The organism is Phycicoccus avicenniae (assembly GCF_018139485.1).
In the GTDB taxonomy this organism is placed as follows: domain Bacteria; phylum Actinomycetota; class Actinomycetes; order Actinomycetales; family Dermatophilaceae; genus Phycicoccus; species Phycicoccus avicenniae.
On the sequence record NZ_JAGSNF010000020.1, the window covers coordinates 96,608 to 121,452 of the forward strand.

Below are 24,845 nucleotides of genomic sequence, written 5' to 3' on the forward strand. Positions count from 1 at the left end.
GGTCCTGCGAGTGCTGTCACCCCGGCCGACCTCGCCGCGTCGCACTCCGCTCCGGGAGGTCGCGACGCTGCTGGGGGCACCCCTCCCGCAGGACGACGTCGAGCTCACCGGGGTGACCCTGGACTCCCGCGCCGTCCGCCCCGGCGACCTCTACGCGGCGCTCCCCGGGGCCAACGCCCACGGCGCCGACTTCGCCGCCGCCGCGGCCTCCGCGGGGGCCCGGGCGCTGCTCACCGACGCCGACGGCGCCGCGCGCGCCGAGACCGCGGGGGTCGACCTGCCGGTCGTCGTCGTCGAGCGCCCGCGGGGCGTCCTCGGCGAGGTCGCCGCCCGTGTCTACGGCACCGACGAGCGGCCGGTCCGGCTGGTCGGCATCACCGGGACGAACGGCAAGACGACGACCGCGTACCTCCTGCACTCGGCCCTCGCCGCCCTCGGGGTCGACGCCGGCCTCATCGGGACGGTCGAGACCCGGATCGGCGACGAGCGCGTCGGCAGCGTCCGCACGACCCCGGAGGCCCCCGAGCTGCACGCCCTGCTCGCCGTCATGGCCGAGCGCGGCATCGGCACGTGCGTCATGGAGGTCTCCAGCCACGCCCTGGCCCAGCACCGGGTCGACGGGGCGGTCTACGACGTCGCGCTCTTCACCAACCTCAGCCAGGACCACCTCGACTTCCACGCCGGGATGGAGGACTACTTCGCCGCGAAGGCCTCGCTGTTCACCCCGGCCCGCTCCGAGCGCGCCGTCGTCTGCGTCGACGACACGTGGGGCGTGCGCCTCGCCGACACCGCGACCGTCCCGGTCGAGACCCTCGGCTCGACCCCGGACCACCCCGCCGACTGGACGCTCGCGCCGGACGCCTCGGACCCGGCGGCCTTCGTCCTGAGCGGCCCCGACGGGGTCGACCTCGCGCTGCGCTCCCGGCTGCCGGGCGACTTCAACCGCACGAACACCGCGATGGCCGCCGCCGCCCTCGTCGCCCTCGGGGTCGACCCGGCCGACGCCGGGCGGGCCGTCCTCGCCGACCCGCACGTCCCGGGCCGGATGGAGACGGTGACCCTCGGCGACGGGGCGGACCACCCGCTCACCGTCGTCGACTACGCCCACACCCCCGACGCCATCCGGGCCGCCCTCGACGCCCTGCGCCCGGGCACCGAGGGCCGCCTCGTCGTCGTCACCGGCGCCGGGGGCGACCGGGACCGGGACAAGCGCCACGGCATGGGCGTCGCTGCCGCCCTCGGCGCCGACCTCGTCGTCGTCACCGACGACAACCCGCGCACCGAGGACCCCGCCGCGATCCGGGAGGCCGTGCTCGCCGGCGTCGAGGAGGTCCGCGCCGGCGGCCGCGACGTCGAGGTCGTCGTCGTCGGCGACCGCCGCGCCGCGATCCGCGAGGCCGTCGCCGCCGTGTGGGCCGAGGGCCCCGCCGCGACGGTCGCCGTCGTCGGCAAGGGTCACGAGACCGGTCAGGACGTCGGGGGAGAGGTGCACCCGTTCGACGACCGCGACGAGCTGCGCGCCGCCCTGCGCGCCGTCGCCGAGGAGGCCGCCCGATGATCCCGATCCCGCTCGTCGAGCTCACCGTCGTCGTCGGTGGCGGGCTCACCGGCATCACCGAGGAGGACGCGGCCGGGCTCGTCGTCGCCGGGCCCGTCGTCACCGACTCCCGCGAGGCGGGCCCCGACGGCCTGTTCGTCGCCCGGGTCGGCGAGCACGCCGACGGCCACGACCACGCCGCCGAGGCGGTGGCCGCGGGCTGCGTCGCGGCCCTGACGACCCGTCCCGTGCCGGACGTGCCCTGCGTCGTCGTCGAGGACACCCAGGAGGCGTTCGCGACGCTCGCCCGCGCCGTCGTCGACCGCTCACCCGACCTCGCCGTCGTCGGGGTCACCGGCAGCTCGGGGAAGACGAGCGTCAAGGACCTGCTCGGCACCGTGCTCTCCCACGCGGGGCCGACGGTCTCGCCGGTCGGGTCCTACAACTCCGAGGTCGGCGTCCCGCTCACGGTCTGCCGGGTCGAGGCCGACACCCGCTTCCTCGTCGTCGAGATGGGCGCCCGGGGCGTCGGGCACATCGAGTACCTCACGACGATGGCGCCGCCGCGGGTCGGTGTCGTCCTCAACGTCGGCACCGCCCACGTCGGGGAGTTCGGCTCCCGCGACGCGATCGCCCGGGCCAAGTCCGAGCTGCCGGCGGCCCTGCCCGAGGACGGGCTCGCCGTCCTCAACGCCGACGACCCGCGGGTGCGGGCGATGGCCGACGTCACGGCGGCCCGCGTCGTCCTCGTCGGCGAGGCGGACGACGCCGACGTGCGCGCCACGGACGTCGCCCTCGACGCCGCGGGACGCGCCACGTTCACCCTGCACGCCGGGGGACGGCAGGCCCGGGTGACGCTCGGCCTCGTCGGGCGGCACCACGTCGGCAACGCGCTGTCGGTGGCCGCCGTCGCCCTCGAGCTCGGCATGTCCCTCGACGACGTCGCCGCCGCCCTCGAGGCCGCCCGGCCGGTGAGCCGCTGGCGGATGGAGGTCACCGAGCGCCCGGACGGCGTCACCGTCGTCAACGACGCCTACAACGCCAACCCCGAGTCGATGCACGCCGCGCTCACCGCGCTCGCGGGGATGGGGGAGGACCGGCGCACCTGGGCGGTCCTCGGCACGATGCTCGAGCTCGGCGACGAGTCGGCCGCCCTGCACGCCGGGGTGGGCCGGGACGCCGTCGACCTCGGGGTCGACGAGCTCGTCGTCGTCGGCGACGCCGCCCGGCCGCTCGCCGACGGCGCGGAGCAGGCCCTGGCCGGTGGGGCGGCGACGCGGGTGCGCTCCGTCGCCGACGCCGACGAGGCCGAGGCGCTGCTGCGCGCGGAGCTGCGGGCGGGTGACGTGGCCCTCTTCAAGTCCAGCCGCGACGCGGGGCTACGGTGGCTGGGAGACCGCCTGGCCGAGACCCCGGAGGACCTCACGTGAAGGCCGTGCTCATCGCCGCCGTCGTGTCGCTCGTCCTCTCCCTCTTCGGCACCCCGGCCTTCATCAAGCTGCTCGTCAAGCGCGGCTACGGGCAGTTCATCCGCGACGACGGCCCCACCTCGCACCACACCAAGCGCGGCACGCCGACGATGGGCGGGGCGGTCATCGTCCTCAGCTCGCTGCTCGCCTACGGCGTCGCCCACGTCTTCACCGGCCAGCTGCCGTCGGTGAGCGGGGTCCTCGTCCTCTTCCTCATGGCCGGGATGGGGCTCGTCGGGTTCCTCGACGACTACATCAAGATCAGCAAGCAACGCAGCCTCGGCCTGCGCTCACGCCAGAAGCTCGCCGGGCAGACCTTCGTCGCCGTCGTCTTCGCCGTCGCGGCGCTCCAGTTCCCCAACGAGGCCTTCCGCACCCCGGCGTCGACGGCGGTCTCCTTCGTGCGGGACACCCCCGTCGACCTCGCCTTCCTCGGACCGGTCGTCGGGATCGTCCTGTTCGTGGTCTGGGCGAACCTCATCGTCGCGGGGACCTCGAACGGGGTGAACCTCACCGACGGCCTCGACGGTCTCGCGACCGGCGCGTCCGTCATGGTCTTCGCGGCCTACGTCCTCATCGGCATCTGGCAGTTCAACCAGAACTGCCAGTGGAACCCGGGGACGAACTGCTACGAGGTCCGCGACCCGCACGACCTCGCGATCGTCGCCGCCGCGGGGATGGGGGCCTGCTTCGGGTTCCTGTGGTGGAACGCCTCGCCGGCGAAGATCTTCATGGGCGACACCGGCTCGCTCGCGCTCGGCGGCGCCGTCGCCGGGCTCGCGATCCTCACCCGCACCGAGCTGCTCGTCGTCATCCTCGGTGGCCTCTTCGTGACGATCACCCTCTCGGTCATCATCCAGGTGCTGTCCTTCAAGACGACGGGCAAGCGGGTGTTCCGGATGGCCCCGCTCCAGCACCACTTCGAGCTGCTCGGCTGGCAGGAGGTCACGATCGTCATCCGGTTCTGGATCATCGCCGGCCTCTTCGTCGCCCTCGGCCTCGGCCTCTTCTACGCCGAGTGGGTCGTGGGCGCGGTATGACCGACGGCACCACCCACGCGACCACCCGCACCGACGGGCTCACCCACCGGGACGCGGACTGGGCCGGCCTGCGCACCCTCGTCGCCGGTCTCGGCGTCAGCGGGTTCGCCGCCGCCGACGCCCTCCTCGACCGCGGGGCCGAGGTCGTCGTCGTCGACGCCCGCGAGCCCGCCGAGGGCAGCCGGATGGCCGAGCACGCCCACATCCTCGGCATCCTCGGCGCCACCCTGCGCTTCGGCGACGACGCCGTGGCCGCGCTGCCCGAGGAGCCGGTCGACCTCGTCGTCACCTCGCCGGGCTGGCGGCCGGACCAGCCCCTGCTCGCCGCCGCGGCGCGTGCCGGCGTCCCCGTCTGGGGCGAGGTCGAGCTCGCGTGGCGGCTGCGCCCGCAGGCCGGCGCCGCCCCGTGGCTCTGCGTCACCGGGACGAACGGCAAGACGACGACCGTGCAGCTGCTGACGGCGATGCTCCGCGCCGCCGGGCTGCGCGCCCGGAGCGTCGGCAACGTCGGCACCCCGGCGCTCGAGGCCGTCATGGACCCCGAGCCGTACGACGTCCTCGCCGTCGAGCTGTCGAGCTTCCAGCTGCACTGGTCCTCCTCGCTCGCCCCCCGGGCCTCCGCGTGCCTCAACATCGCCCCGGACCACGTCGACTGGCACGGCTCGCTCGAGGAGTACGCGCGGGCCAAGGGCCGGGTCTACGAGAACACCGAGGTGGCCTGCGTCTACAACGTCGACGACCGGGCCACGATGCGCCTCGTCGAGGACGCCGACGTCCAGGAGGGCTGCCGCGCCGTCGGCTTCGGGCTCGGCAGCCCAGGCCTGTCCGAGGTCGGTCTCGTCGAGGACGTCCTCGCGGACCGGGCCTTCGTCGAGGAGCGGACGACCTCGGCCGCCGAGCTCGGCACGCTCGCCGACCTGCGGGCCGGCGACGACGCCCCGCCCCCGCCGCCGCACCTGGTCGCCAACGCCCTCGCCGCCGCGGCCCTCGCCCGGGCCCACGGCGTCCCTCCGGCCGCGGTCCGGCAGGGGATGCGCGACTTCGTCCCCGAGCCGCACCGCATCGCCGACCTCGGCGTCGTGCGGGGCGTGCGCTGGGTCGACGACTCCAAGGCGACGAACCCGCACGCCGCCGCCGCGAGCCTCGCGGCGTACGAGCACGTCGTGTGGGTCGCCGGCGGGCTGCTCAAGGGCGCCGACGTCGACGACCTCGTCGCCGGCGCCGCCGCCCGGCTGCGCGCCGTCGTCCTGCTCGGCCGGGACCGGGGGCGCATCGCCGACGCGCTCGCGCGACACGCGCCGGATGTCCCCGTCGTCGACGTCGGCCGCACCGACACTGGTGCCATGGACACGGTGGTGGAGCGCGCCCTCGAGGTCGCCCGGCAGGGCGACGTCGTCCTGCTCGCGCCCGCCGCCGCGTCGATGGACATGTTCACCGACTACGGTGCGCGCGGCGACGCCTTCTCCTCGGCGGTGCGGCGGCTCGACCCGCAGGGGTAGCCGGTGAGCAGTGCCACCGCACCGGTGCGCGACTCCGGTGCGGCCAGGACGCGCGGCTGGGCCGCCCGGCTCGACTCGCCGGTGGCCTCGTACTACCTGCTGCTGTCGCTCACCGCCGCGCTCGTCGTCTTCGGCCTCATCATGGTGCTCTCCGCGAGCGCCGTCGTCTCGCTCGACCGGTCGGGCTCGGCCTACGCGATCTTCGGCACCCAGGCGGTGTACGCGGCCATCGGCGCGCTCGCCCTGTTCGTCGCGTCCCGGATCCCGGTCCGCGGCTGGAAGCGGCTCGCGCTGCCCGTCCTCGCCGTCGGCGTCGTCCTCCAGATGCTCGTGTTCTCCCCGCTCGGCGGGGAGTTCCAGGGCAACCGCAACTGGATCTCGGTCGGGCCCGTGACGATCCAGCCGTCCGAGGCGATCAAGGTCGGGCTCGCGCTCGCCGGCGGGGCCATCCTCTCCCGCAAGCGGCGGCACATCGCCTCCTTCGGGCACGTCCTCGTGCCCTACCTCGTCCCGGTCGCCGCCCTCGCCATCGGGGCCGTCGTCCTCGGCCACGACCTCGGGACGGTGATGATCCTCGGGGCCGTCGTCGCGGGGGTGCTGTTCGCCGCCGGGGTGCCGCTGCGCTGGTTCGCCGTCGCCGCCGTCCCCTTCGCCGCGATGGCCGTCGCCTTCATCCTCACGAGCTCGAACCGGCTCGGCCGCTTCGACGTGTGGCTCGGCCGGGACACCGACCCCTTCGGCCCCGCGCGCCAGCCCATCCACGGCCGGTACGCCCTCGCCGACGGCGGCTGGTGGGGGGTCGGCCTCGGCCAGAGCCGCGAGAAGTGGGGCCTGCTCTCCGAGCCGCACAACGACTTCATCTTCGCGATCATCGGCGAGGAGCTCGGGCTGCCCGGCTCCATCGCGATCCTCCTGCTCTTCGCCGGGATCGCCCTCGCCTGCTACCGCATCGTGTCCCGGTCCGACGACTTCTTCGTCCGGGTCGTCACCGCCGGCGTCATGACGTGGATCGTCGCCCAGGCGGCCATCAACATCGGCGCCGTCATCGGCCTGCTGCCGGTCATCGGCGTCCCGCTGCCGCTCGTCTCCTCGGGCGGGTCCTCGCTCATCACGACGATGGGCGCCCTCGGCGTCCTCCTCGCCTTCGCCCGCGCCGAGCCCGGCTGCGCGGAGGCCCTGCGGGCCCGGCCGTCCTCGCTGCGTCGGTCGATGGCGGTCGTCCAGGGCGCGGTGCGTCGCGGGGGCACCCGGTGAGCGCCGGCCCCCGCTCGGTCCTGCTCGCCGGCGGCGGCACCGCCGGCCACGTCTCGCCGCTGCTGGCCCTCGCCGACTGCCTCGTCCGCCGCGACGCGGACGTCGCCGTCGCCGCGCTCGGCACCGCGGCCGGCCTCGAGGCCCGGCTCGTGCCCGCCCGGGGCTACCCGCTCCACGAGGTCCCGCGGGTGCCGTTCCCGCGGCGCCCGAACGCCGCCCTCGTCCGGCTGCCGAAGGCCCTGCGCAGCGCCGTCGCGGCGGCCGAGCGGGCCATCGACGCGACGGGTGCCGAGGTCGTCGTCGGCTTCGGTGGCTTCGTCGCCGCCCCCGCCTACCTCGCGGCCCGGCGCCGCGGCCTGCCGGTCGTCGTCCACGAGCAGAACGCCCGTCCGGGGCTCGCCAACCGGCTGGGCGCCCGGGGTGCCGCCGCCGTCGGCGTCACCTTCCCGGGCACCCCGCTGCGGGGGGCGACGCTCACCGGCATGCCGATCCGCCAGGAGATCGCCGGCCTCGACCGGACGGCGCTGCGGGCGCAGGCCCGGGAGCACTTCGGGCTCGCCGACGCCCCGACCGTCCTCGTCACCGGTGGCTCCCTCGGGGCCGCCCGGCTCAACGGCGCCTTCGAGACCGCGGGCGCGGCGCTGTCCGCCGCCGGCGTCCAGGTCCTCCACGTCACCGGCACCGGAAAGTCCGTCGACCCGGGGACCACGACCGGCGCGGCCTACCGCGTCGTCGAGTACTGCGACCGGATGGACCTCGCCTACGCCGCCGCCGACCTCGTCGTGGCCCGGGCCGGGGCGAACACCGTCTGCGAGCTCACCGCCGTCGGGCTGCCGGCGGTCTACGTCCCGCTGCCGATCGGCAACGGGGAGCAGCGGCTCAACGCGGCGACCGCCGTCGGCGCCGGGGGCGGGCTGCTCGTCGACGACGCGGACGTCGACCCGGCCTGGGTCGAGGCGAGCGTCCTGCCGCTGGCCCGCGACGCCGAGCGGCTCGCCGCGATGAGCGAGGCCGCCGCGAGCGTCGGCGAGCGCGACGGGGACGAGAAGCTCGCTGACCTCGTCCACCGGGCCGCCGGGGCGGGCTGACCGTGGGCGTCACCAACCCGCGCTTCGACCTCGCGGCGCCGGTCCCGGCGTGGGACCGCCTCGGCGCCGTGCACCTGCTCGCGATCGGCGGCGCCGGCATGTCCGCCGTCGCGCGGCTGCTCCTCTCCCGGGGTGTCACCGTGAGCGGCTCCGACGCCGCCGACGGACCGGTCCTCGAGGCGCTGCGGCAGGCGGGCGCCACCGTCCACGTCGGCCACGACCCGGCGCACCTCGGCAGCGCCGACACCGTCGTCGTCTCCTCCGCGATCCGCGAGGACAACCCCGAGCTCGCCGCGGCCCGCGCCGCCGGGCTGCTCGTCCTGCACCGCGCGCAGGCGCTGGCCGCCCTCACCGCCGGGCGCCGCGGCGTCGCCGTCGCCGGCGCCAACGGCAAGACGACGACGACGGCGATGCTCACGGTCGCCCTCGCCGCGGCCGGCGCCGACCCGTCCTTCGCGTGCGGCGGCGAGATCCCGCAGCTCGGCACGAACGCCGCCGTCGGGGACGGTCCGGCCTTCGTCGTCGAGGCCGACGAGAGCGACGGCACCTTCGTCGTCTACCGCCCGGAGATCGGCGTCGTCACGACGGTGCAGCCGGACCACCTCGACTTCTACGGCACCGCCGAGGCCGTCACCGACGCCTACCGCGAGTTCGCCGCGACGATCGCCGACGGCGGGCTGCTCGTCGCGAGCGCCGACGACCCGGGGGCCCGCTCGCTCGCCGAGCAGGAGCGGGCCCGGGGCCGCCGGGTCGTCACCTTCGGCCGTGCCGAGGACGCCGACCTCGTCGTCGTCTCGACCGCCGAGGAGGGCCTCGCGACGCGCACCGTGCTGCGGGACCGGGGCGTCCCGCGCACCCTCGACCTGGCCGTCCCCGGGGACCACAACGTCGCGAACGCCTGCGCCGCCCACCTCGTCGCCGTCGAGGGGCTCGGCCTCGACCCGGAGGCGGTGCTCGCCGGGCTCGCGGGCTTCACCGGGGTGCGCCGCCGGTTCGAGGTGCGCGGCGAGGTGGACGGGGTCACCGTCGTCGACGACTACGCCCACAACCCGGCGAAGGTCGCGGCCGTCGTCGCCGCCGCGGCCGGGGTCGTCCGCCGGGCGGGGACCGGCCGGGTGCTCGTCGTCTTCCAGCCGCACCTCTACAGCCGCACCCGGGACTTCGCCGAGGCCTTCGCCCGCGCCCTCGCCCCGGCGGACCTCGTGCTCGTCCTCGACGTCTTCGGCGCCCGGGAGGACCCGGTCCCCGGCGTCGGGCCCGACCTCGTCGCGACCCCGCTCGCCGGGCTCGCGGGGGAGCGGACCGTCGTGAGCGGCCCGTCGCGCGAGGACGCCGTCGACCGGCTCGTCGCCGCGGCCGGCCCGGGCGACCTCGTGCTCACCGTCGGGGCCGGGGACGTGACCCGCCTCGGGCCGCCGATCCTCGAGGGGCTGCGCGCCCGGACGGGAGCGACGCCGTGAGCCCCACCGCGACCCGCGCTTCGGGTGTCTCGGCGACGTCCGCCTCGCGCTTCCGGGACCGGGCCCTGGCCCGCCGCCGGCGGCCGTGGCTGCGGGCCCTCGGCGCGGTCCTCACGACCGCCCTGCTCGCGGGCGCGGGCTGGGTCGTGGGCTGGACCGACGTGCTCGGCGTCCACGACGTGCGGGTCTCGGGGGTGTCCGGGGCCGAGCGCGAGGCGGTCCGCGAGCTCGTCACCGTCCCGGAAGGCACCCCCCTCGTCCGGGTCGACCCGGCGGCGGTCGAGTCCGACGTGCGCGAGCGCGTCACCGTGGCCGAGGTGTCGGTCCGGCGCTCGTGGCCACGTGCCCTGTCCGTCGAGGTCGTCCCGCGGACCGCGGCCATCGTCGTGAAGAACCCTCGAGGTCGACTTCAGGTCGTGGACGCGACCGGGGTCGCCTTCGGCACCGTCCGGAAGGCACCGGAGGGGGTGCCCGTCGTCACGGCGACCGGTTCGGCGGCGATGACCCCCGAGGCGCTCACCACCGCTCTGACGCTGCTGCGCGAGCTGCCCGAGGACCTCGCCGGGTCGGTCTCCGCGGTCACGGTGAGCAGCGCCAACCTCGCGACCTTCACCCTTCAGGACCGCAAGGTCGTCTGGGGCGGCGCGGACGAGCCGCGGCTGAAGATCCGGGTGCTCCGCTCGCTCCTCACGACGAAGGCGTCGACGATCGACGTGAGCGCCCCGATGACCCCGGTGACGCGCTGACACCCGTGGGACTCACGTGACGGACGGGGCGGTTGGGATCGGGCCCTCCCGCCGTGGCAGGATTTCGCCCACGGGATGTCGCGACACGCCCTGCGCGTGATGTGCGTCAGCCGGGGCGCGGACGTAGCGTCGTCCCCATCGACACCGTGACCGAACTGTAACCCTCGACCTCAGGTCGAGACTCGGCGCACCACCGGTCGCCGTGACCTCCAAGGAAGGCCCCTGCCGTGGCATCACCCCAGAACTACCTCGCCGTCATCAAGGTCGTCGGCATCGGCGGCGGCGGGGTCAACGCCATCAACCGGATGATCGAGGTCGGCCTCAAGGGCGTCGAGTTCATCGCCGTCAACACCGACGCCCAGGCGCTGCTCATGAGCGACGCCGACGTCAAGCTCGACGTGGGCCGCGAGCTGACCCGAGGGCTCGGCGCCGGCGCCGACCCCGAGGTCGGCAAGAAGGCCGCCGAGGACCACGCGGAGGAGATCGAGGAGGTCCTCAAGGGGGCCGACATGGTCTTCGTCACCGCCGGCGAGGGCGGCGGCACCGGCACCGGCGGCGCGCCCGTCGTCGCCCGGATCGCCAAGGGTCTCGGCGCCCTGACGATCGGTGTCGTCACCCGCCCGTTCACCTTCGAGGGTCGTCGCCGGGCGAACCAGGCGGAGTCCGGCATCACCGACCTGCGCGACGAGGTCGACACCCTCATCGTCATCCCCAACGACCGCCTGCTGTCGATCAGCGACCGCGGCGTGTCGATGCTCGACGCCTTCCACAGCGCGGACCAGGTCCTGCTCTCCGGCGTCCAGGGCATCACCGACCTCATCACGACCCCGGGCCTGATCAACCTCGACTTCGCCGACGTCAAGTCCGTCATGCAGGGGGCGGGGTCGGCCCTCATGGGCATCGGCTCGGCCCGCGGCGAGGACCGCGCCGTCCAGGCGGCCGAGCTCGCGATCTCCAGCCCGCTGCTCGAGGCGAGCATCGACGGCGCGCACGGGGTCCTGCTGTCGATCCAGGGCGGCAGCGACCTCGGGCTCTTCGAGATCAACGAGGCCGCCCGGCTCGTCCAGGAGGCGGCCCACCCAGAGGCCAACATCATCTTCGGCGCGGTCATCGACGACGCCCTCGGCGACGAGGTGCGGGTCACCGTCATCGCGGCCGGCTTCGACGGCGGCGCCCCCCAGCGCAAGGCCGACGACCGGGCCCTCGGCACGATCCAGGGGCGCCCCGTCCCGCCGGCGGTCCCGCCGGCCCCGGGTGGTGGGGCGGCCGCGCCGTCGACGCCCGCCGCGCCGCCGAGCCCCGGCCAGGCCCCGGGCGGAGCCGTCCCGCCGCCCGCGCCCACGCAGCCCGCCACCGAGCGGCCGGCGACCGCGCAGCCCGCCCCCGCCGCGGCGCCCCCCGCGACCCCCGTCCCGCCGCGCGTGGAGCCCTCGTCCGCGCCCACCCCCGAGGAGGAGTCCCCGGTGCGGACCGAGCGCGAGTCCTCCGCCCCCGAGCCGGCGCGCACCCAGCAGCCGCCGCGCACGGTGACGTTCGACAGCGACGACGACCTCGACGTCCCCGACTTCCTCAAGTGACGTGCCGCCCCGGGGCGGGCCGGGCGACCGGTCCGCCCCGCGGCGCGTCTACGGTGGGTCCGTGATCGTCTGGGAGCGTCGAGACGCCGGCGTCCGCCGTGCCGTCACCGGCCGCGCCGGTGGGGTGAGCACGGGGGAGAAGGCCGGGCTCAACCTCGCCCGGCACGTCGGCGACGACCCCGGTGCGGTCGCCGAGAACCGCCGCCGACTCGCGGGCGCGGTCGGGGTGCCGGTCGTCTACATGGACCAGTGCCACGGCGCCGACGTCGCCGTCGTCGACCGGGTGCCCGAGACCGCCCCGTCCTGCGACGCCCTCGTCACGACCGCGGGCGACCTCGCCCTCGCGGTGCTCGTCGCCGACTGCGTCCCCGTCCTGCTGTCGGGGGACGGCGTCGTCGGCGCCGCGCACGCCGGGCGGCCCGGCCTGCTCGCGGGCGTGGTGCCCGCCGTCGTCGCCGCGATGCGCGGGGCGGGCGCACGACGCATCGACGCCGTCGTCGGACCCTCCGTGTGCGGGCGCTGCTACGAGGTCCCGGCGACGATGCGCGACGAGGTCGCGGCCGCGCACCCGGTCTCCGCGACGGTGTCGTGGACCGGGACGCCGGCGCTGGACGTCGGCGCGGGCGTCGTCGCCGCCCTGCGAGGGCTCGACGTCGAGGTCACCTGGGTGCCCGGCTGCACGCGCGAGCGGGACGACCTGCACTCGCACCGGCGCAGCCACGGCGAGGGCCGCTTCGCCGGCGTCGTCCGCCGGGAGGCGTCGTGACCGACCGCAGGGCGGAGCTCGCGGAGCGGCTCGAGCGGGTCCGTGCCCGGGTCGAGGCGGCGCGCGCCGACGCCGGGCGCGAGGACCCCGTCACGGTCGTCGCGGTGACCAAACGCTTCCCGGCCTCGGACCTCGACCTCCTCGCCGACCTCGGCGTCGTCGACGTCGGCGAGAACCGGGACCAGGAGGCCTCGGCGAAGCTTCCCGACGTCGCGCGCCGGGCCGACCTCACGGTGCACTTCGTCGGTCAGGTCCAGACCAAGAAGGCCGGGTCGGTCGTCGGCTACGCCGACGTCGTCCACTCGCTCGACCGGGCCAAGCTCGCCGGGGCGCTCGACCGGGCGGCGGAGCGGCACGGGACGGTCCTCGACGTCCTCCTCCAGGTCGGCCTCGACACCTCGGGCGAACGCGGCGGGGTCGCCCCCGACGACCTCGGCCGGCTCGCCGACGAGGTGGGCGCGCTCGCACACCTGCGGCTACGGGGACTCATGGCCGTCGCACCGCGCGAGGGGGCGCCTCGCGCGGCGTTCGCCCGCCTGCACGACCTCTCGCAGCGGCTGCGCGCGGACCACCCGGAGGCGGGGTGGATCTCGGCCGGGATGAGCGGCGACCTCGAGGACGCCGTCGCCGAGGGCGCGACACACCTGCGTGTCGGGTCCGCAATCCTCGGATCTCGTGAGTCACACCGGTAACTTCGGTCACGATCGCACGGCACCGGCAGGCGGGGCCACGAACCGAGGAGCACGTGATGTCTGGCGCGCTGAAGAAGACGATGGTGTACCTGGGCCTCGCCGAGGACCAGGGCCGCTACGACGACGAGTACTACGACTACGACGACCAGCACGAGGCGGAGGACCGCCCCGAGCACCACGCCGAGGTCACGCCCCTGCCGACCCGCCGCACGATGGCCGAGGTCGTGCGCCAGCCCGAGGCCGGCAGCGTCTCGCGGATCACGACGATCCACCCGCGGACGTACAACGAGGCCAAGACGATCGGCGAGAGCTTCCGCGGCGGGGTCCCGGTCATCATGAACCTCACCGACATGAGCGACTCCGACGCCAAGCGGCTCGTCGACTTCGCCGCCGGCCTCGTCTTCGGTCTGCACGGCAGCATCGAGCGCGTGACGTCCAAGGTCTTCCTGCTCTCGCCCGAGACCGTCGAGGTCAACGCGGAGGAGGGCGCCCCGCCCGCCGGGCGCGGCGTCTTCAACCAGAGCTGAGCCGGACCCGCCGCCCACGCCCCCGGGCGAGTAGGCGAGACTTCGTCCCATGCAGCTGATCTTCGGCCTCCTCGCCTTCGTGGTCTTCCTGTACCTCGTCGTGCTCATCGGGCGGCTGGTGTTCGACTGGATCCGGATGTTCGCCCGGGACTGGCGGCCGCGCGGGCCGGTGCTCCTCGTCGCCGAGCCCGTGTACACGCTGACCGACCCGCCGCTCAACGCGCTCCGCCGCGTCATCCCGCCGCTGCGGCTGGGCGGGATCTCGCTCGACCTGTCCTTCATCGTGCTCTTCCTCGCGGTCGTCATCCTGCGCTCGGTCTTCACCGGGCTGGCGCAGTAGGACCGGGGACCGGACCCGTCCGACCGCCTGCGGACCGGGTCACGTCCGGTCACACCTGTCACGTGGGCCCCGTCATCGTCTAGGCTGGCGTCCTTCGGTCACCCCGGACCGGTCGGAGCGCCGCGCTCGGGGACCATCGCCCGTGACCTTCGCGCCTCCAGGAGTTGCTCATGGCTCTCACGCCCGAGGACGTCCTCAACAAGACGTTCACCCAGACCCAGTTCCGCCGTGGATACGACGAGCGCGAGGTCGACGACTTCCTCGACGACATCGTCGCCGAGATGCGCCGGATGCTGAAGGACCAGGACGACCTCAAGGGGGAGATGTCCCAGGCGCGCGACGGCCGCGGCATGGCCCCCGCGTCGGGCTCCGACCCGGACGCCGCCCGCGACCTCGAGGAGCTGCGCTCCAAGAACGCGACCCTCGCCGCCCGGGTCTCCGAGCTCGAGGGCACCCGCAGCGAGCTCACCGCCCGCCTCGGCGAGTACGAGAACAAGACGGGGGACAGCGAGTCCCGTGCCGCCGAGCTCCAGGGGACCCTCGCCCAGATCGAGCAGCGCAACGCCGAGCTCGAGCGCGAGCTCGAGGCGCTGCGTGGCGCCGAGGGCGACGCCGACGGCCGGGTCGCCGAGGCCGAGCGCCGCGCCTCCGAGCTCGAGCACCACGCGACCCAGATCGAGCGTCACGCGGGCAGCCTCGAGGAGCAGGTCCGTGACCTCGAGGGACAGCTGCAGGAGGCCCGCAGCCAGGCCCAGGCCGCCGCGGGCGAGCGGGAGGAGGCCGGCGCCGCCGAGTCCGAGCGGGTCGCCACCCTCGAGGCCCGTCTCCAGGAGATGGAGCAGCGCGCCGGGGAGGACTCCGAGGCCGCGCAGCAGCGGGCCCAGGAGGCCGAGCAGCGGCTCGCCGAGGCCGAGTCCCGGGCCCAGGAGGCCGAGCAGCGCGTCGCCGACGCCGAGGCCCGCGCCCAGGACGCCGAGCAGCGCGCCACGCAGGCCGAGCAGTCCGCCGCGCAGGGCGAGGACTCCTCCGTCGGGGCGGCCGCGCTGGCCGGTACCGGTGGCGGTGCGAGCGCCGCCGGTGTCATCGCCCTCGCGCAGCGGCTCCACGACGAGCACGTCGCCGCCGGTGAGAGCAAGCGCGACGAGCTCGTCTCGACAGGTCAGGCCAAGCACGACGAGCTGCTCGGCACCGCCCAGCGGCGCCACGACGAGCTCGTGTCGACGGCGCAGGCCAAGCACGACGAGCTGGTCTCCACCGGTCAGGCCAAGCACGACGAGCTGGTCGCCACCGGCCAGGCCCAGCACGACGAGATGGTCACCTCGGGGACGAGCCAGCGGGACGAGATGATCGGGACCGCGACGACCCAGCGGGACGAGATGCTCACCGAGGCCCGGGAACGCTCGACCGGCATGGTGGCCGAGGCGCAGCAGAAGAAGGCCTCGATCCTCGAGGAGCTCGGCCGCGAGCGCGGGCTGCTCGAGCGCAAGATCGACGAGCTGCGGGGCTTCGAGCGGGACTACCGCAGCCGCCTGCACGACTACATCCAGGCCCAGCTGTCCGACCTCAAGAACGTCGGTCAGGACGAGGACGGGTCCGCCGAGGCCGGCGCCGAGGAGCCCCAGCGGGAGCACCAGAGCTGAACGGTCGGTGAACGACGAGGGGTCCGGGCACCAACCCGGGCCCCTCGTCGTTGTCCCAGCGCAGGTCACCGGCGTTTCCTGCGTTGAGGTGCCGCCCGGCACCCCGTATCCTCCACGAACCGACCGAGCCGCCAGGGCTCGGTCGACCCGCGAAAGGGTTGCACTGCATGGCTGTGAAGCGTGCCGTCGATGCGGCGAAGCGGACGACGTCCAAGGCCTCCTCGGCCACCGCGTCCGCCGCCCGGAAGACGGCTGGGTCGGCGAAGAAGACCTCCACGTCGAAGGCGTCGCCGAGCACGACCCGGGGCGCGACGTCCTCGGGGTCCACGAAGGACGAGCCGGCGAGGAAGGCGACGCCGGCGAAGAAGTCGGCGTCCGCGGCCAAGCCCGCGAAGCAGGCCAAGCCCGCCAAGCCGGCCAAGCCCGCCAAGCAGGCCAAGCCGGCGAAGCAGGCCAGGCCCGCCAAGCAGGCCAAGCCCGCGAAGGCGGCCAAGCCGGCGAGGAAGGCGAGCGTGTCGCCCGCCTCCCTGCCGGTCCGCGACGGCGAGTCCAAGTGGACCGCGGGCGAGGTCAAGGAGATCCGCAACGAGCTCGAGCACGACGTGGAGCAGCTGCGCGAGGAGCTGCAGCACGCCCGCAGCGACATCGTCGACCTCATGCGCGACTCCGGTGACGGCGCCGGCGACGACCAGGCCGACGCCGGCGCGAAGACCTACGAGCGCGAGCAGGAGATCTCGCTGGCGAACAACGCCTGGGAGATGCTCGAGCAGACCGAGCACGCCCTGGAACGCCTCGAGACCGGTACGTACGGCACCTGCGAGTCCTGCGGCAACCCCATCGGCAAGCTCCGCCTCCAGGCGGCGCCCCGGGCGACCCTGTGCATGTCGTGCAAGACGCAGCAGGAGCGCCGCTGACCTCGGCCGAGCCCTCGCCGTCCGCGTCGTCCACCTCCGTGGACGGCGGGCGGTTCGGCCCGCGTACCCTCCTGGCCGCCGTCGCCCTCGTCGTCCTCGTCCTCGACCAGGTGACGAAGGTCGCGGCGCTCGCGACGCTCACCCCCGGGGAGCCGGTCGACCTCGTCGGGTCGTGGATCCGTCTCAACATCATCCGCAACCCCGGGGCCGCGTTCTCGCTCGGCGACGACGCGACGTGGGTGCTGACGATCCTCTCGCTCGCCATCCTCGTCGGTGTGCTCGTCGCGGCGCGTCGGGTCGGCGACCGCACGTGGGGCGTCACCCTCGGACTGCTCCTCGGCGGGGCGGTCGGCAACCTCGTCGACCGCTTCGCCCGCGAACCGGGACCCGGACGGGGGCACGTCGTCGACTTCATCGACTACTTCGGCCTCTTCGTCGGCAACGTCGCGGACATCGCCATCGTCCTCGCCGCCGGGGTCGTCATGGTCCTCGCGCACCGGGGCGTCCCGCTCGGTCCGGGGTCGGGTCGCCACGAGGCGAACGCCGATGACTGACCCGATGACCGACCAGCGCACCGTCCTCGTGCCCGACGGTCTCGAGGGCGAGCGGGTCGACGCGGCGATGGCCCGGCTCTTCGGGCTCTCCCGCACCCGGGCCGCGGACCTCGCCGCCGCCGACGAGGTGAGCGTCAACGGGGCGGTCGTCGGCAAGAGCCACCGGGTCAGCGCGGGCGACATGCTCGAGGTCGCCCTGCCGTCCGGGCCCGCGAGCCCGAGCCTCGAGGTCGTCGCCGAGCCGGTCCCCGGGATGCGGGTCGTCCACGACGACGACGACGTGGTCGTCGTCGACAAGCCGGTGGGGGTCGCGGCGCACCCGAGCGTCGGCTGGCGCGGCCCCAACGTCCTCGCCGGTCTCAAGGCCGCGGGCTACCGGATCGCGACGAGCGGCGCCAGCGAGCGCCAGGGCATCGTGTCCCGGCTCGACGTCGGCACCTCCGGCCTCATGGTCGTGTGCAAGAGCGAGCGGGCCTACTCCCTGCTCAAGCGGGCCTTCAAGGAGCGGCGGGTCGACAAGACCTACCGCACCCTCGTCCAGGGGCTGCCCGACCCCGTCGAGGGCACGATCGACGCCCCGATCGGCCGCCACCCGGGCCACGACTACAAGTTCGCCGTCATGGACTCCGGCAAGCACGCGGTGACGCACTACGAGCTGCTCGAGGCCTTCCGGCACGCGAGCCTGCTCGAGATCCACCTCGAGACCGGCCGCACCCACCAGATCCGCGTCCACATGGCCGCGGTCCGCCACCCCTGCGTCGGCGACCCGCTCTACGGCGCGGACCCCACCCTGGCCCGCCGGCTCGGGCTGGAGCGGCAGTGGCTGCACGCGACCGGCCTCGGCTTCGAGCACCCCGGCTCGGGGGAGTGGGTCACCTTCGGGAGCACCCTCCCGCAGGACCTGCAGACCGCCCTCGACCGGCTCTGACAGGGGTCGGGTCCGGGTCGCGGGGCCCGCTCCGGGCCGCCGCGCGCGACACGGTCGGCGACACGCCGAGGGGTGTCCCCGGGCCCACCTAGGATGGCCCGTGATGTCGACCCCGTCCGCCCCGAGCCCCAGCCCGACGCCCCGCGCGAAGGGCGGCGACCAGTTCGTCCACCTGCACGTGCACACCGAGTACTCGATGCTCGACGGTGCGGCCCGGATCGGCGACCTCTTCGAACGGGCCGCCGAGATGGGGATGCCCGCCCTCGCGACGACCGACCACGGCTACGTCTTCGGGGCCTACGAGTTCTGGAAGAAGGCGCAGGGCACCGGGGTCAAGCCGATCATCGGGGTCGAGGCGTACGTGACGCCCGGCACGCACCGCTCCGACAAGACCCGCGTCAAGTGGGGCGACGAGCGCACCCGCCCGGGGGACGACGTCTCCGGCTCCGGTGCCTACACCCACATGACGCTGCTCGCCAAGGACAACGACGGGCTGCGCAACCTCTTCCGGCTCGACAGCCAGGCATCCCTCGACCAGGTGTACGCGAAGTGGCCGCGCATCGACCGCGAGCTGCTCGACCGCTACGGCTCCGGGCTCGTCGCGACGACCGGCTGCCCGTCCGGCGAGATCCAGACCCGCATCAGGCTCGGCCAGTACGACGCCGCGAAGCAGGCGGCCTCGGACTTCCGCGACATCTTCGGCAAGGAGAACTACTTCTGCGAGCTCATGGACCACGGCCTCGACATCGAGCGCCGCGTCCAGCAGGACCTCCTGCGCATCGCCCGCGAGCTCGACCTGCCGCTCGTCGCGACGAACGACCTGCACTACACCAGCCCCGAGGACGCCAAGGCCCACGGCGCCCTCCTGTGCGTGCAGTCCGGCTCGACGATGATGGACCCGAACCGGTTCAAGTTCGACGCCGACTCCTTCTACCTCAAGTCGGCCGAGGAGATGCGGCACACCTGGCGCGAGCTGCCGGAGGCGTGCGACAACACCCTCCTCATCGCGGACATGTGCGACATCTCCTTCACCGAGGGCGAGGGGCGCTACATGCCCCGCTTCCCGTGCCCGCCCGGGGAGAACGAGGAGAGCTGGTTCGTCAAGGAGGTCGAGTCCGGCCTGCGCGAGCGCTTCCCCGAGGGCGTCCCGGACTACGCCCGCCGGCAGGCCGAGTACGAGACCGACGTCATCACGACCAAGGGGTACTGCTTCACCCCCGAGACCCCGGTGCTCATGGGCGACGGGTCGTGGCGGCCGATCGAGGAGGTCCAGGTCGGGGACGCCGTGACGTCGGTGGACACCCGGACCTTCCGGGGTCGCGGTGCGACCGTCGAGCGGGTCCTCACGCGTGAGGTCCGGGAGGACCTGCACGTCATCCGTCCGCACGGCCAGGTCTTCCCCATCAAGGCCACGGCAGAGCATCCGTTCCTCGTCGCCCACCGGGGCTGGGTCGAGGCCGGGGACGTCCGGCCCGGCGACGAGCTGCTCCTCCCGCAGCCCGAGATCGCCCCCTACCAGGACCTCGACCTCGGGTCCCTCATGGCGGACAACGGCTGGACCGTGCGCCGCTCGGACGACGGACGTCTCACGCGGCTGGGTGCCGGTCGCCGCCGCGCGCCCCGCCCGAACGTCGGCAGCATGCCGGAGAAGGTCGAGTGGTCCGAGGACCTCATGTGGCTTCTCGGCCTCTGGGTCGCCGAGGGACACCTGTACGACCCCGACGGCGACGTGAACCCGGGGCAGGTCGGCTGGACGCTGCACCGCGACGAGCCCGCGGTCACACGTCTCCAGGAGGTGACGGAGCGCCTCGGACTCGGTTCCCCGCGGGTGTACTCCAAGGCGTCCGCCTGCGCACCCGAGCACGCCGGTGTCACGGTGATGCTCACCAACCATCCGCTCGCGCTCCTCCTGCGGGAGCTGTTCGGCACGGGGGTTCGTGGTAAGTCCGTCCCCGAGTGGGTGCTGTCGGTCCCCGACGCCGGTCTGCGGGCGTTCGTCGCCGGGTGGCACGAGGGCGACGGCCACGTCGACGTCCGGGGAAAGTGGATGGTCACGACGGTCAACGACGTGCTGGCCAGGCAGCTGCGGACGATCCTCCTGAGACTCGGTCAGTGGGCGACCGTGACGGGCAGTCCCAGCCAGCGGTCCTACAAGGTCCTGTGGGTCCCGGGCGGTCGCAAGCAGCCGTACAACGCCCGGTACATCGACGGTCGGTGGTGGGTTCGGGTCCGCGCGGTGGACCGCGAGGAGTACGAGGGGACCGTCTACAACCTCACGGTGACCGGCGACCACACCTATGTGGCCGAGGGGGTCGCGGTCCACAACTGCGGCTACTTCCTCGTCGTCGCCGACTTCATCACGTGGGCCAAGGACAACGGCATCCGCGTCGGGCCCGGGCGTGGCTCCGGTGCGGGCTCGATGTGCGCCTACGCGATGAAGATCACCGACCTCGACCCGGTGCCGCACGGCCTCATCTTCGAGCGGTTCCTCAACCCCGAGCGCCAGTCGATGCCCGACTTCGACGTCGACTTCGACGAGCGTCGCCGCGGTGAGGTCATCAAGTACGTCACCGAGAAGTACGGTGACGAGCGGGTCGCGCAGATCGTCACGTACGGCACGATCAAGGCCAAGCAGGCGGTCAAGGACTCCTCCCGGGTCATGGGCCACCCGTTCTCGGTCGGAGAGCAGCTGACGAAGGCGATGCCCGCGGACGTCATGGGCAAGGGCGTGCCGCTCTCGGGCATCTACGACCCCGAGCACGCCCGCTACGGCGAGGGCAAGGAGTTCCGCGACCTCGTCGCGACCGAGCCGTACCTCCAGGAGATCGTCGAGACGGCCAAGGGTCTCGAGGGCCTCAAGCGCCAGTGGGGCGTGCACGCCGCCGGCGTCATCATGTCGAGCGAGCCGCTCATCGACGTCATCCCGATCATGCGCCGCCTCCAGGACGGCCAGGTCATCACGCAGTTCGACTACCCGAGCTGCGAGAACCTCGGCCTGGTCAAGATGGACTTCCTCGGCCTGCGCAACCTCACGATCCTCGACGACGCCATCGAGAACGTGAAGGCAAACCGCGGCGAGGACATCGACCTCGACGCCCTGACGAAGACCCTCGACGACGAGCCGACCTACGAGCTGCTCCAGCGCGGCGACACCCTCGGGGTCTTCCAGCTCGACGGCGGCGGCATGCGCACCCTGCTCAAGCTCATGCAGCCGGACAACTTCGAGGACATCTCCGCCGCCCTCGCGCTCTACCGTCCGGGCCCGATGGGCGTCAACGCCCACACGAACTTCGCGCTGCGCAAGAACGGCAAGCAGGCGCTCATCCCGCTCGACCCCCAGCTCGAGGGCAAGCTCCAGCCCGAGATGGTCCAGGCCCTCGAGCCGATCCTCGGCACGACCTACGGCCTGGTCATCTACCAGGAGCAGGTCATGGAGATCGCCCAGAAGCTCGCCGGGTACACCCTCGGCAACGCCGACCTCCTCCGACGCGCGATGGGCAAGAAGAAGAAGGAGGTCCTCGACAAGGAGTACGAGCCCTTCTCCGCCGGCATGAAGGCCCAGGGCTTCAACGAGGCCTCCGTCGCCGCGCTGTGGGGGGTCCTCGTCCCGTTCTCGGACTACGCGTTCAACAAGGCGCACACCGCCGCGTACGGGCTCGTGTCGTACTGGACGGCCTACCTCAAGGCCAACTACCCGGCCGAGTACATGGCGGCGCTGCTCACGAGCGTCGGCGACGACAAGGACAAGTCGGCCCTCTACCTCGGCGAGTGCCGGCGGATGGGCATCAAGGTCCTCCCGCCGGACGTCAACGACTCCGTCGGCCAGTTCGCCGCCGTGGGCACCGACATCCGGTTCGGCCTCAACGCCATCCGCAACGTCGGGCAGAACGTCGTCGAGGAGATCAAGAAGGCCCGCACGACCAAGGGGCGCTTCGAGTCCTTCGAGGACTTCGTCTCCAAGGTCCCGCTCGTGCCGCACGGCAGCAGCGAGGAGGAGCGCAAGCGCTCGACGTCGCTCAACAAGCGCGCCATCGACTCCCTCGTCAAGGGCGGCGCCTTCGACGGCCTGTCCGAGCCGCGGCTCGGCCTGACCCGCGTGTACGAGCAGTACGTCGACGAGTACGCCAACCTCCAGAAGCAGCAGGTCATCGGCCAGGACAGCCTCTTCGACGCGCTGATGGGCGGCGCCGAGGACGAGATGCAGAAGGCCGTCATGGGCCTGCCGCCGGTGCCGCAGGTCGAGTGGGACAAGAGCGTCAAGCTCAAGGAGGAGCGCGACATGCTCGGGCTCTACGTGTCCGACCACCCCCTGTTCGGGGTCGAGCACGTCCTGCAGTCCGCGGCCGACACCCAGATCGCGACGCTCACTGCCGACGAGGGCGGTCGCCCGGAGGGCGCGACGGTGACGATCGCCGGTCTCATCACGAGCCTGGCGATCAAGCGGACGAAGAAGGGCGACCTCTGGGCCATCGCGACCGTCGAGGACCTCGCGGGGTCCATCGAGTGCCTCTTCTTCCCCAGCGCCTACATGACCGTCGCCGGGATGCTCCAGCAGGACCAGATCGCCGTCGTCCGCGGCCGGGTCAACCGGCGCGACGACACGGTCTCGATCTACGCCCAGGACCTCACCCTCCCGGACGTCACCGAGGGCCCGCGAGGACCCGTGGTCGTGACGATGGAGACCGCCCGGGCGACGAACGAGCGGATCGAGGAGCTCAAGGGCGTCCTGACCAACCACCCCGGCTCGATCGACGTCCACCTGCGGCTCACCAAGCCCGGCCGCTCGGTCGAGATCAAGCTCGACCACGCCTTCCGGGTCGCCGCCACCGAGGCGCTCTACGGCGACCTCAAGGTGCTCCTCGGTCCCCGCTGCCTCTCCTGACGCTCCGGCCCCGGGGGTCGGGGGACGGCGCGCGTGTCGCCCCGGTGACGACCGGGTGACGAGAGGAACTCGTGGGGTGTGGTCCCTGGTCGTGAGCCGCTTCATTGCATAGGGTCATGCTGCGCGAGCCGCCCGGACAGGGGGCGGCCCGTGGACCCAAGGAGAGACACACCCATCATGAGATCGACTCGTCGACGCATGCTCCGCGCCGGAATCGCGGCCTCTGCCCTCGCAGCGCTCGTGGCCGGTACCCCGGCCGTGGCGAAGGACCGCCCCACCCCCCAGGGCAAGGGCACCGGTCCGCAGCAGAGCGTGCAGATCCTCTCGTTCAACGACTACCACGGCCACATCGAGGCCACCGACCCGCCGCTGGACGAGGAGCTGGACCCGAGCCAGACCCCCGCCGGTGGCGCCGAGCACCTGGCCAGCGCCCTCGACGCGCTGCGGGCGCAGGCTCCGAAGGGCCGCTCGCTCACGGTCGCCGCGGGTGACCTCATCGGTGGCTCGACCTTCCTCTCCGGTCTCTTCCACGACGAGCCGGCTGTCGAGACGCTCAACGCGATGGGCCTGGACGTCAGCAGCGTCGGCAACCACGAGTTCGACGAGGGCACCGAGGAGCTCCTGCGCATGCAGGAGGGCGGCTGCCACCCCGAGGACGGCTGCTACTTCGAGAACGACCCGTACGGCGGGGCCGACTTCCAGTGGCTCGCCGCGAACGTCGTGAAGAAGGACGACGGCGAGACCCTCCTGCCGGGCACCTCGGTGAAGAAGGTCGCCGGCATGAAGATCGGCTTCATCGGGATGACCCTCGAGGACACCCCGACCCTCGTCAACCCGGCCGGGGTCGCCTCGGTCGACTTCCTCGACGAGGTCGAGACGGCGAACGCACAGGCCGCGGCGCTGACGAAGCAGGGCGTCGAGGCCATCGTCGTCCTCCTCCACGAGGGCGGCTACCAGAGCGGGACGTACGACGAGTGCGTCGGCATCTCCGACCCGATCAAGACGATCGCCGACACGATGACCGCCGAGGTCGACGCCATCGTCACCGGTCACACCCACCAGCCGTATGTCTGCGACATCCCGGACCCGGCGGGAAACCCCCGCCTCGTCACGAGCGCCGCGTCCTACGGCCAGGTCGTCACCGAGACCACCCTCGTCATCGACCGCCGCACCAAGGACGTCGTCCGCGGCGCCTCGAGCGCCCAGAACCACCTCGTCGACCGCGCGGCCTTCCCGGCCGACGCGGAGCAGACGGCGATCATCGAGAAGTGGGACGCGCTCGCCGGCCCGCTCGCCGCGCAGGTCGTCGGCACGCACACCGAGCCGATCCTCGGTGACTCCAGCGGCAACCGCGGCATCGAGACGCCGATGGCCGACCTCGTCGCCGACGCGATCCTCTTCGGCACCGAGGCGCCGGGGGACGGCGGGGCGCAGATCTCGCTCATGAACGTCGGTGGCGTCCGCGAGGACCTCCCGCTCGAGCCGAAGTACGAGGAGGCGAGCGGCGAGATCACCTACGCCGAGGCCTACGACATCGCGCCGTTCGGCAACCTGCTCGTCTCGATGGACCTCACCGGGGCCCAGGTCAAGGCGGTCCTCGAGCAGCAGTTCGTGCCGTCCCGTAGCCGGCAGTACCTCGCGCTCGGGGTGTCCGAGGGCTTCTCGTACACCTGGGACGACAGTCGTCCCGAGGGCGACAAGGTCGTGGCCGACTCGATGACCCTCGACGGCCAGCCGATGAGCCTCGACGCGACCTACCGCGTGTCGACGCTCAACTTCCTCGCCGAGGGCGGGGACAGCTTCACCGCGTTCACCGAGGGAACGAACCTCCTCGGCGGGCCGGAGGACCTGGCGAACCTCGTCGACTTCTTCGAGGCGAACCCGGGCCTGACGGCTCCGGAGGACCGGGTCGCCGGGCTCTGAGCACCGACG

The 24,845-nt window shown here is 73.6% G+C and carries 19 protein-coding genes; all 19 read left to right on the forward strand.

Annotation, left to right across the window (positions count from 1 at the left end; all coding sequences use genetic code 11):
- Nucleotides 1-10 precede the first annotated feature (10 nt).
- The 19 genes from KC207_RS14045 (at nucleotide 11) to KC207_RS14135 (ending at nucleotide 24,836) form a co-directional block, all read left to right on the forward strand.
- On the forward strand, nucleotides 11-1,558 hold the full coding sequence (locus KC207_RS14045) for a UDP-N-acetylmuramoyl-L-alanyl-D-glutamate--2,6-diaminopimelate ligase (RefSeq protein ID WP_211603936.1): 1,548 nt from the start codon (nucleotides 11-13) through the stop codon (nucleotides 1,556-1,558).
- A complete protein-coding gene (locus KC207_RS14050) occupies nucleotides 1,555-2,967 on the forward strand; it encodes a UDP-N-acetylmuramoyl-tripeptide--D-alanyl-D-alanine ligase (protein WP_211603937.1) in 1,413 nt (470 codons plus the stop codon). Before KC207_RS14045 ends, KC207_RS14050 begins: the two co-directional genes overlap by 4 nt.
- Nucleotides 2,964-4,046 (forward strand): phospho-N-acetylmuramoyl-pentapeptide-transferase, encoded by a 1,083-nt coding sequence (gene mraY, locus KC207_RS14055; protein ID WP_211603938.1) that lies wholly within the window; start codon nucleotides 2,964-2,966, stop codon nucleotides 4,044-4,046. Before KC207_RS14050 ends, mraY begins: the two co-directional genes overlap by 4 nt.
- The gene (gene murD / locus KC207_RS14060) at nucleotides 4,043-5,545 is read left to right on the forward strand and encodes a UDP-N-acetylmuramoyl-L-alanine--D-glutamate ligase (RefSeq protein ID WP_211603939.1); all 1,503 of its coding nucleotides are present in this window, start codon (nucleotides 4,043-4,045) and stop codon (nucleotides 5,543-5,545) included. Before mraY ends, murD begins: the two co-directional genes overlap by 4 nt.
- A 3-nt stretch (nucleotides 5,546-5,548) precedes the next feature.
- On the forward strand, nucleotides 5,549-6,799 hold the full coding sequence (gene ftsW / locus KC207_RS14065) for a putative lipid II flippase FtsW (protein WP_211603940.1): 1,251 nt from the start codon (nucleotides 5,549-5,551) through the stop codon (nucleotides 6,797-6,799).
- Nucleotides 6,796-7,887 carry an undecaprenyldiphospho-muramoylpentapeptide beta-N-acetylglucosaminyltransferase gene (murG, locus tag KC207_RS14070; protein ID WP_211603941.1) on the forward strand — a complete coding sequence of 364 codons (1,092 nt, stop codon included), beginning with the start codon at nucleotides 6,796-6,798 and terminating at the stop codon, nucleotides 7,885-7,887. The genes ftsW and murG overlap by 4 nt, the downstream gene beginning before the upstream one ends.
- A gap of 2 nt (nucleotides 7,888-7,889) precedes the next feature.
- Complete coding sequence (gene murC, locus KC207_RS14075; RefSeq protein ID WP_249138755.1) at nucleotides 7,890-9,347, forward strand: UDP-N-acetylmuramate--L-alanine ligase; 1,458 nt, start codon at nucleotides 7,890-7,892, stop codon at nucleotides 9,345-9,347.
- Nucleotides 9,344-10,093, forward strand: coding sequence for a cell division protein FtsQ/DivIB (locus KC207_RS14080; RefSeq protein WP_211603942.1), 750 nt, complete (start codon nucleotides 9,344-9,346; stop codon nucleotides 10,091-10,093). Before murC ends, KC207_RS14080 begins: the two co-directional genes overlap by 4 nt.
- 227 nt (nucleotides 10,094-10,320) lie before the next feature.
- On the forward strand, nucleotides 10,321-11,670 hold the full coding sequence (gene ftsZ / locus KC207_RS14085) for a cell division protein FtsZ (RefSeq protein ID WP_211603943.1): 1,350 nt from the start codon (nucleotides 10,321-10,323) through the stop codon (nucleotides 11,668-11,670).
- A gap of 61 nt (nucleotides 11,671-11,731) precedes the next feature.
- Nucleotides 11,732-12,436: a purine nucleoside phosphorylase YfiH/LACC1 family protein gene (locus KC207_RS14090; RefSeq protein ID WP_211603944.1), complete on the forward strand. Its 705-nt coding sequence runs from the start codon at nucleotides 11,732-11,734 to the stop codon at nucleotides 12,434-12,436.
- Entirely contained in the window at nucleotides 12,433-13,128 is a 696-nt protein-coding gene (locus KC207_RS14095; RefSeq protein ID WP_211603945.1) for a YggS family pyridoxal phosphate-dependent enzyme, read from the forward strand. Before KC207_RS14090 ends, KC207_RS14095 begins: the two co-directional genes overlap by 4 nt.
- Nucleotides 13,129-13,184: 56 nt before the next feature.
- Nucleotides 13,185-13,655, forward strand: a complete 471-nt coding sequence (locus KC207_RS14100; protein ID WP_211603946.1) for a cell division protein SepF — start codon at nucleotides 13,185-13,187, stop codon at nucleotides 13,653-13,655.
- Between the two features lie 49 nt (nucleotides 13,656-13,704).
- Nucleotides 13,705-13,995 (forward strand): YggT family protein, encoded by a 291-nt coding sequence (locus KC207_RS14105; RefSeq protein ID WP_211603947.1) that lies wholly within the window; start codon nucleotides 13,705-13,707, stop codon nucleotides 13,993-13,995.
- Nucleotides 13,996-14,165: 170 nt separating this feature from the next.
- Nucleotides 14,166-15,635 carry a DivIVA domain-containing protein gene (locus KC207_RS14110; RefSeq protein WP_211603948.1) on the forward strand — a complete coding sequence of 490 codons (1,470 nt, stop codon included), beginning with the start codon at nucleotides 14,166-14,168 and terminating at the stop codon, nucleotides 15,633-15,635.
- A 167-nt stretch (nucleotides 15,636-15,802) separates the two neighbouring features.
- Nucleotides 15,803-16,549 carry a TraR/DksA family transcriptional regulator gene (locus tag KC207_RS14115; protein ID WP_211603949.1) on the forward strand — a complete coding sequence of 249 codons (747 nt, stop codon included), beginning with the start codon at nucleotides 15,803-15,805 and terminating at the stop codon, nucleotides 16,547-16,549.
- Nucleotides 16,522-17,103, forward strand: coding sequence for a signal peptidase II (gene lspA / locus KC207_RS14120; RefSeq protein ID WP_211603950.1), 582 nt, complete (start codon nucleotides 16,522-16,524; stop codon nucleotides 17,101-17,103). The genes KC207_RS14115 and lspA overlap by 28 nt, the downstream gene beginning before the upstream one ends.
- A 4-nt stretch (nucleotides 17,104-17,107) precedes the next feature.
- Entirely contained in the window at nucleotides 17,108-18,031 is a 924-nt protein-coding gene (locus tag KC207_RS14125; protein WP_211603992.1) for an RluA family pseudouridine synthase, read from the forward strand.
- A 103-nt stretch (nucleotides 18,032-18,134) separates the two neighbouring features.
- Nucleotides 18,135-22,913 (forward strand): DNA polymerase III subunit alpha, encoded by a 4,779-nt coding sequence (dnaE, locus tag KC207_RS14130; protein ID WP_211603951.1) that lies wholly within the window; start codon nucleotides 18,135-18,137, stop codon nucleotides 22,911-22,913.
- 198 nt (nucleotides 22,914-23,111) lie between these two features.
- Nucleotides 23,112-24,836 carry a bifunctional metallophosphatase/5'-nucleotidase gene (locus KC207_RS14135; protein ID WP_211603952.1) on the forward strand — a complete coding sequence of 575 codons (1,725 nt, stop codon included), beginning with the start codon at nucleotides 23,112-23,114 and terminating at the stop codon, nucleotides 24,834-24,836.
- The last annotated feature ends 9 nt before the right edge of the window (nucleotides 24,837-24,845 follow it).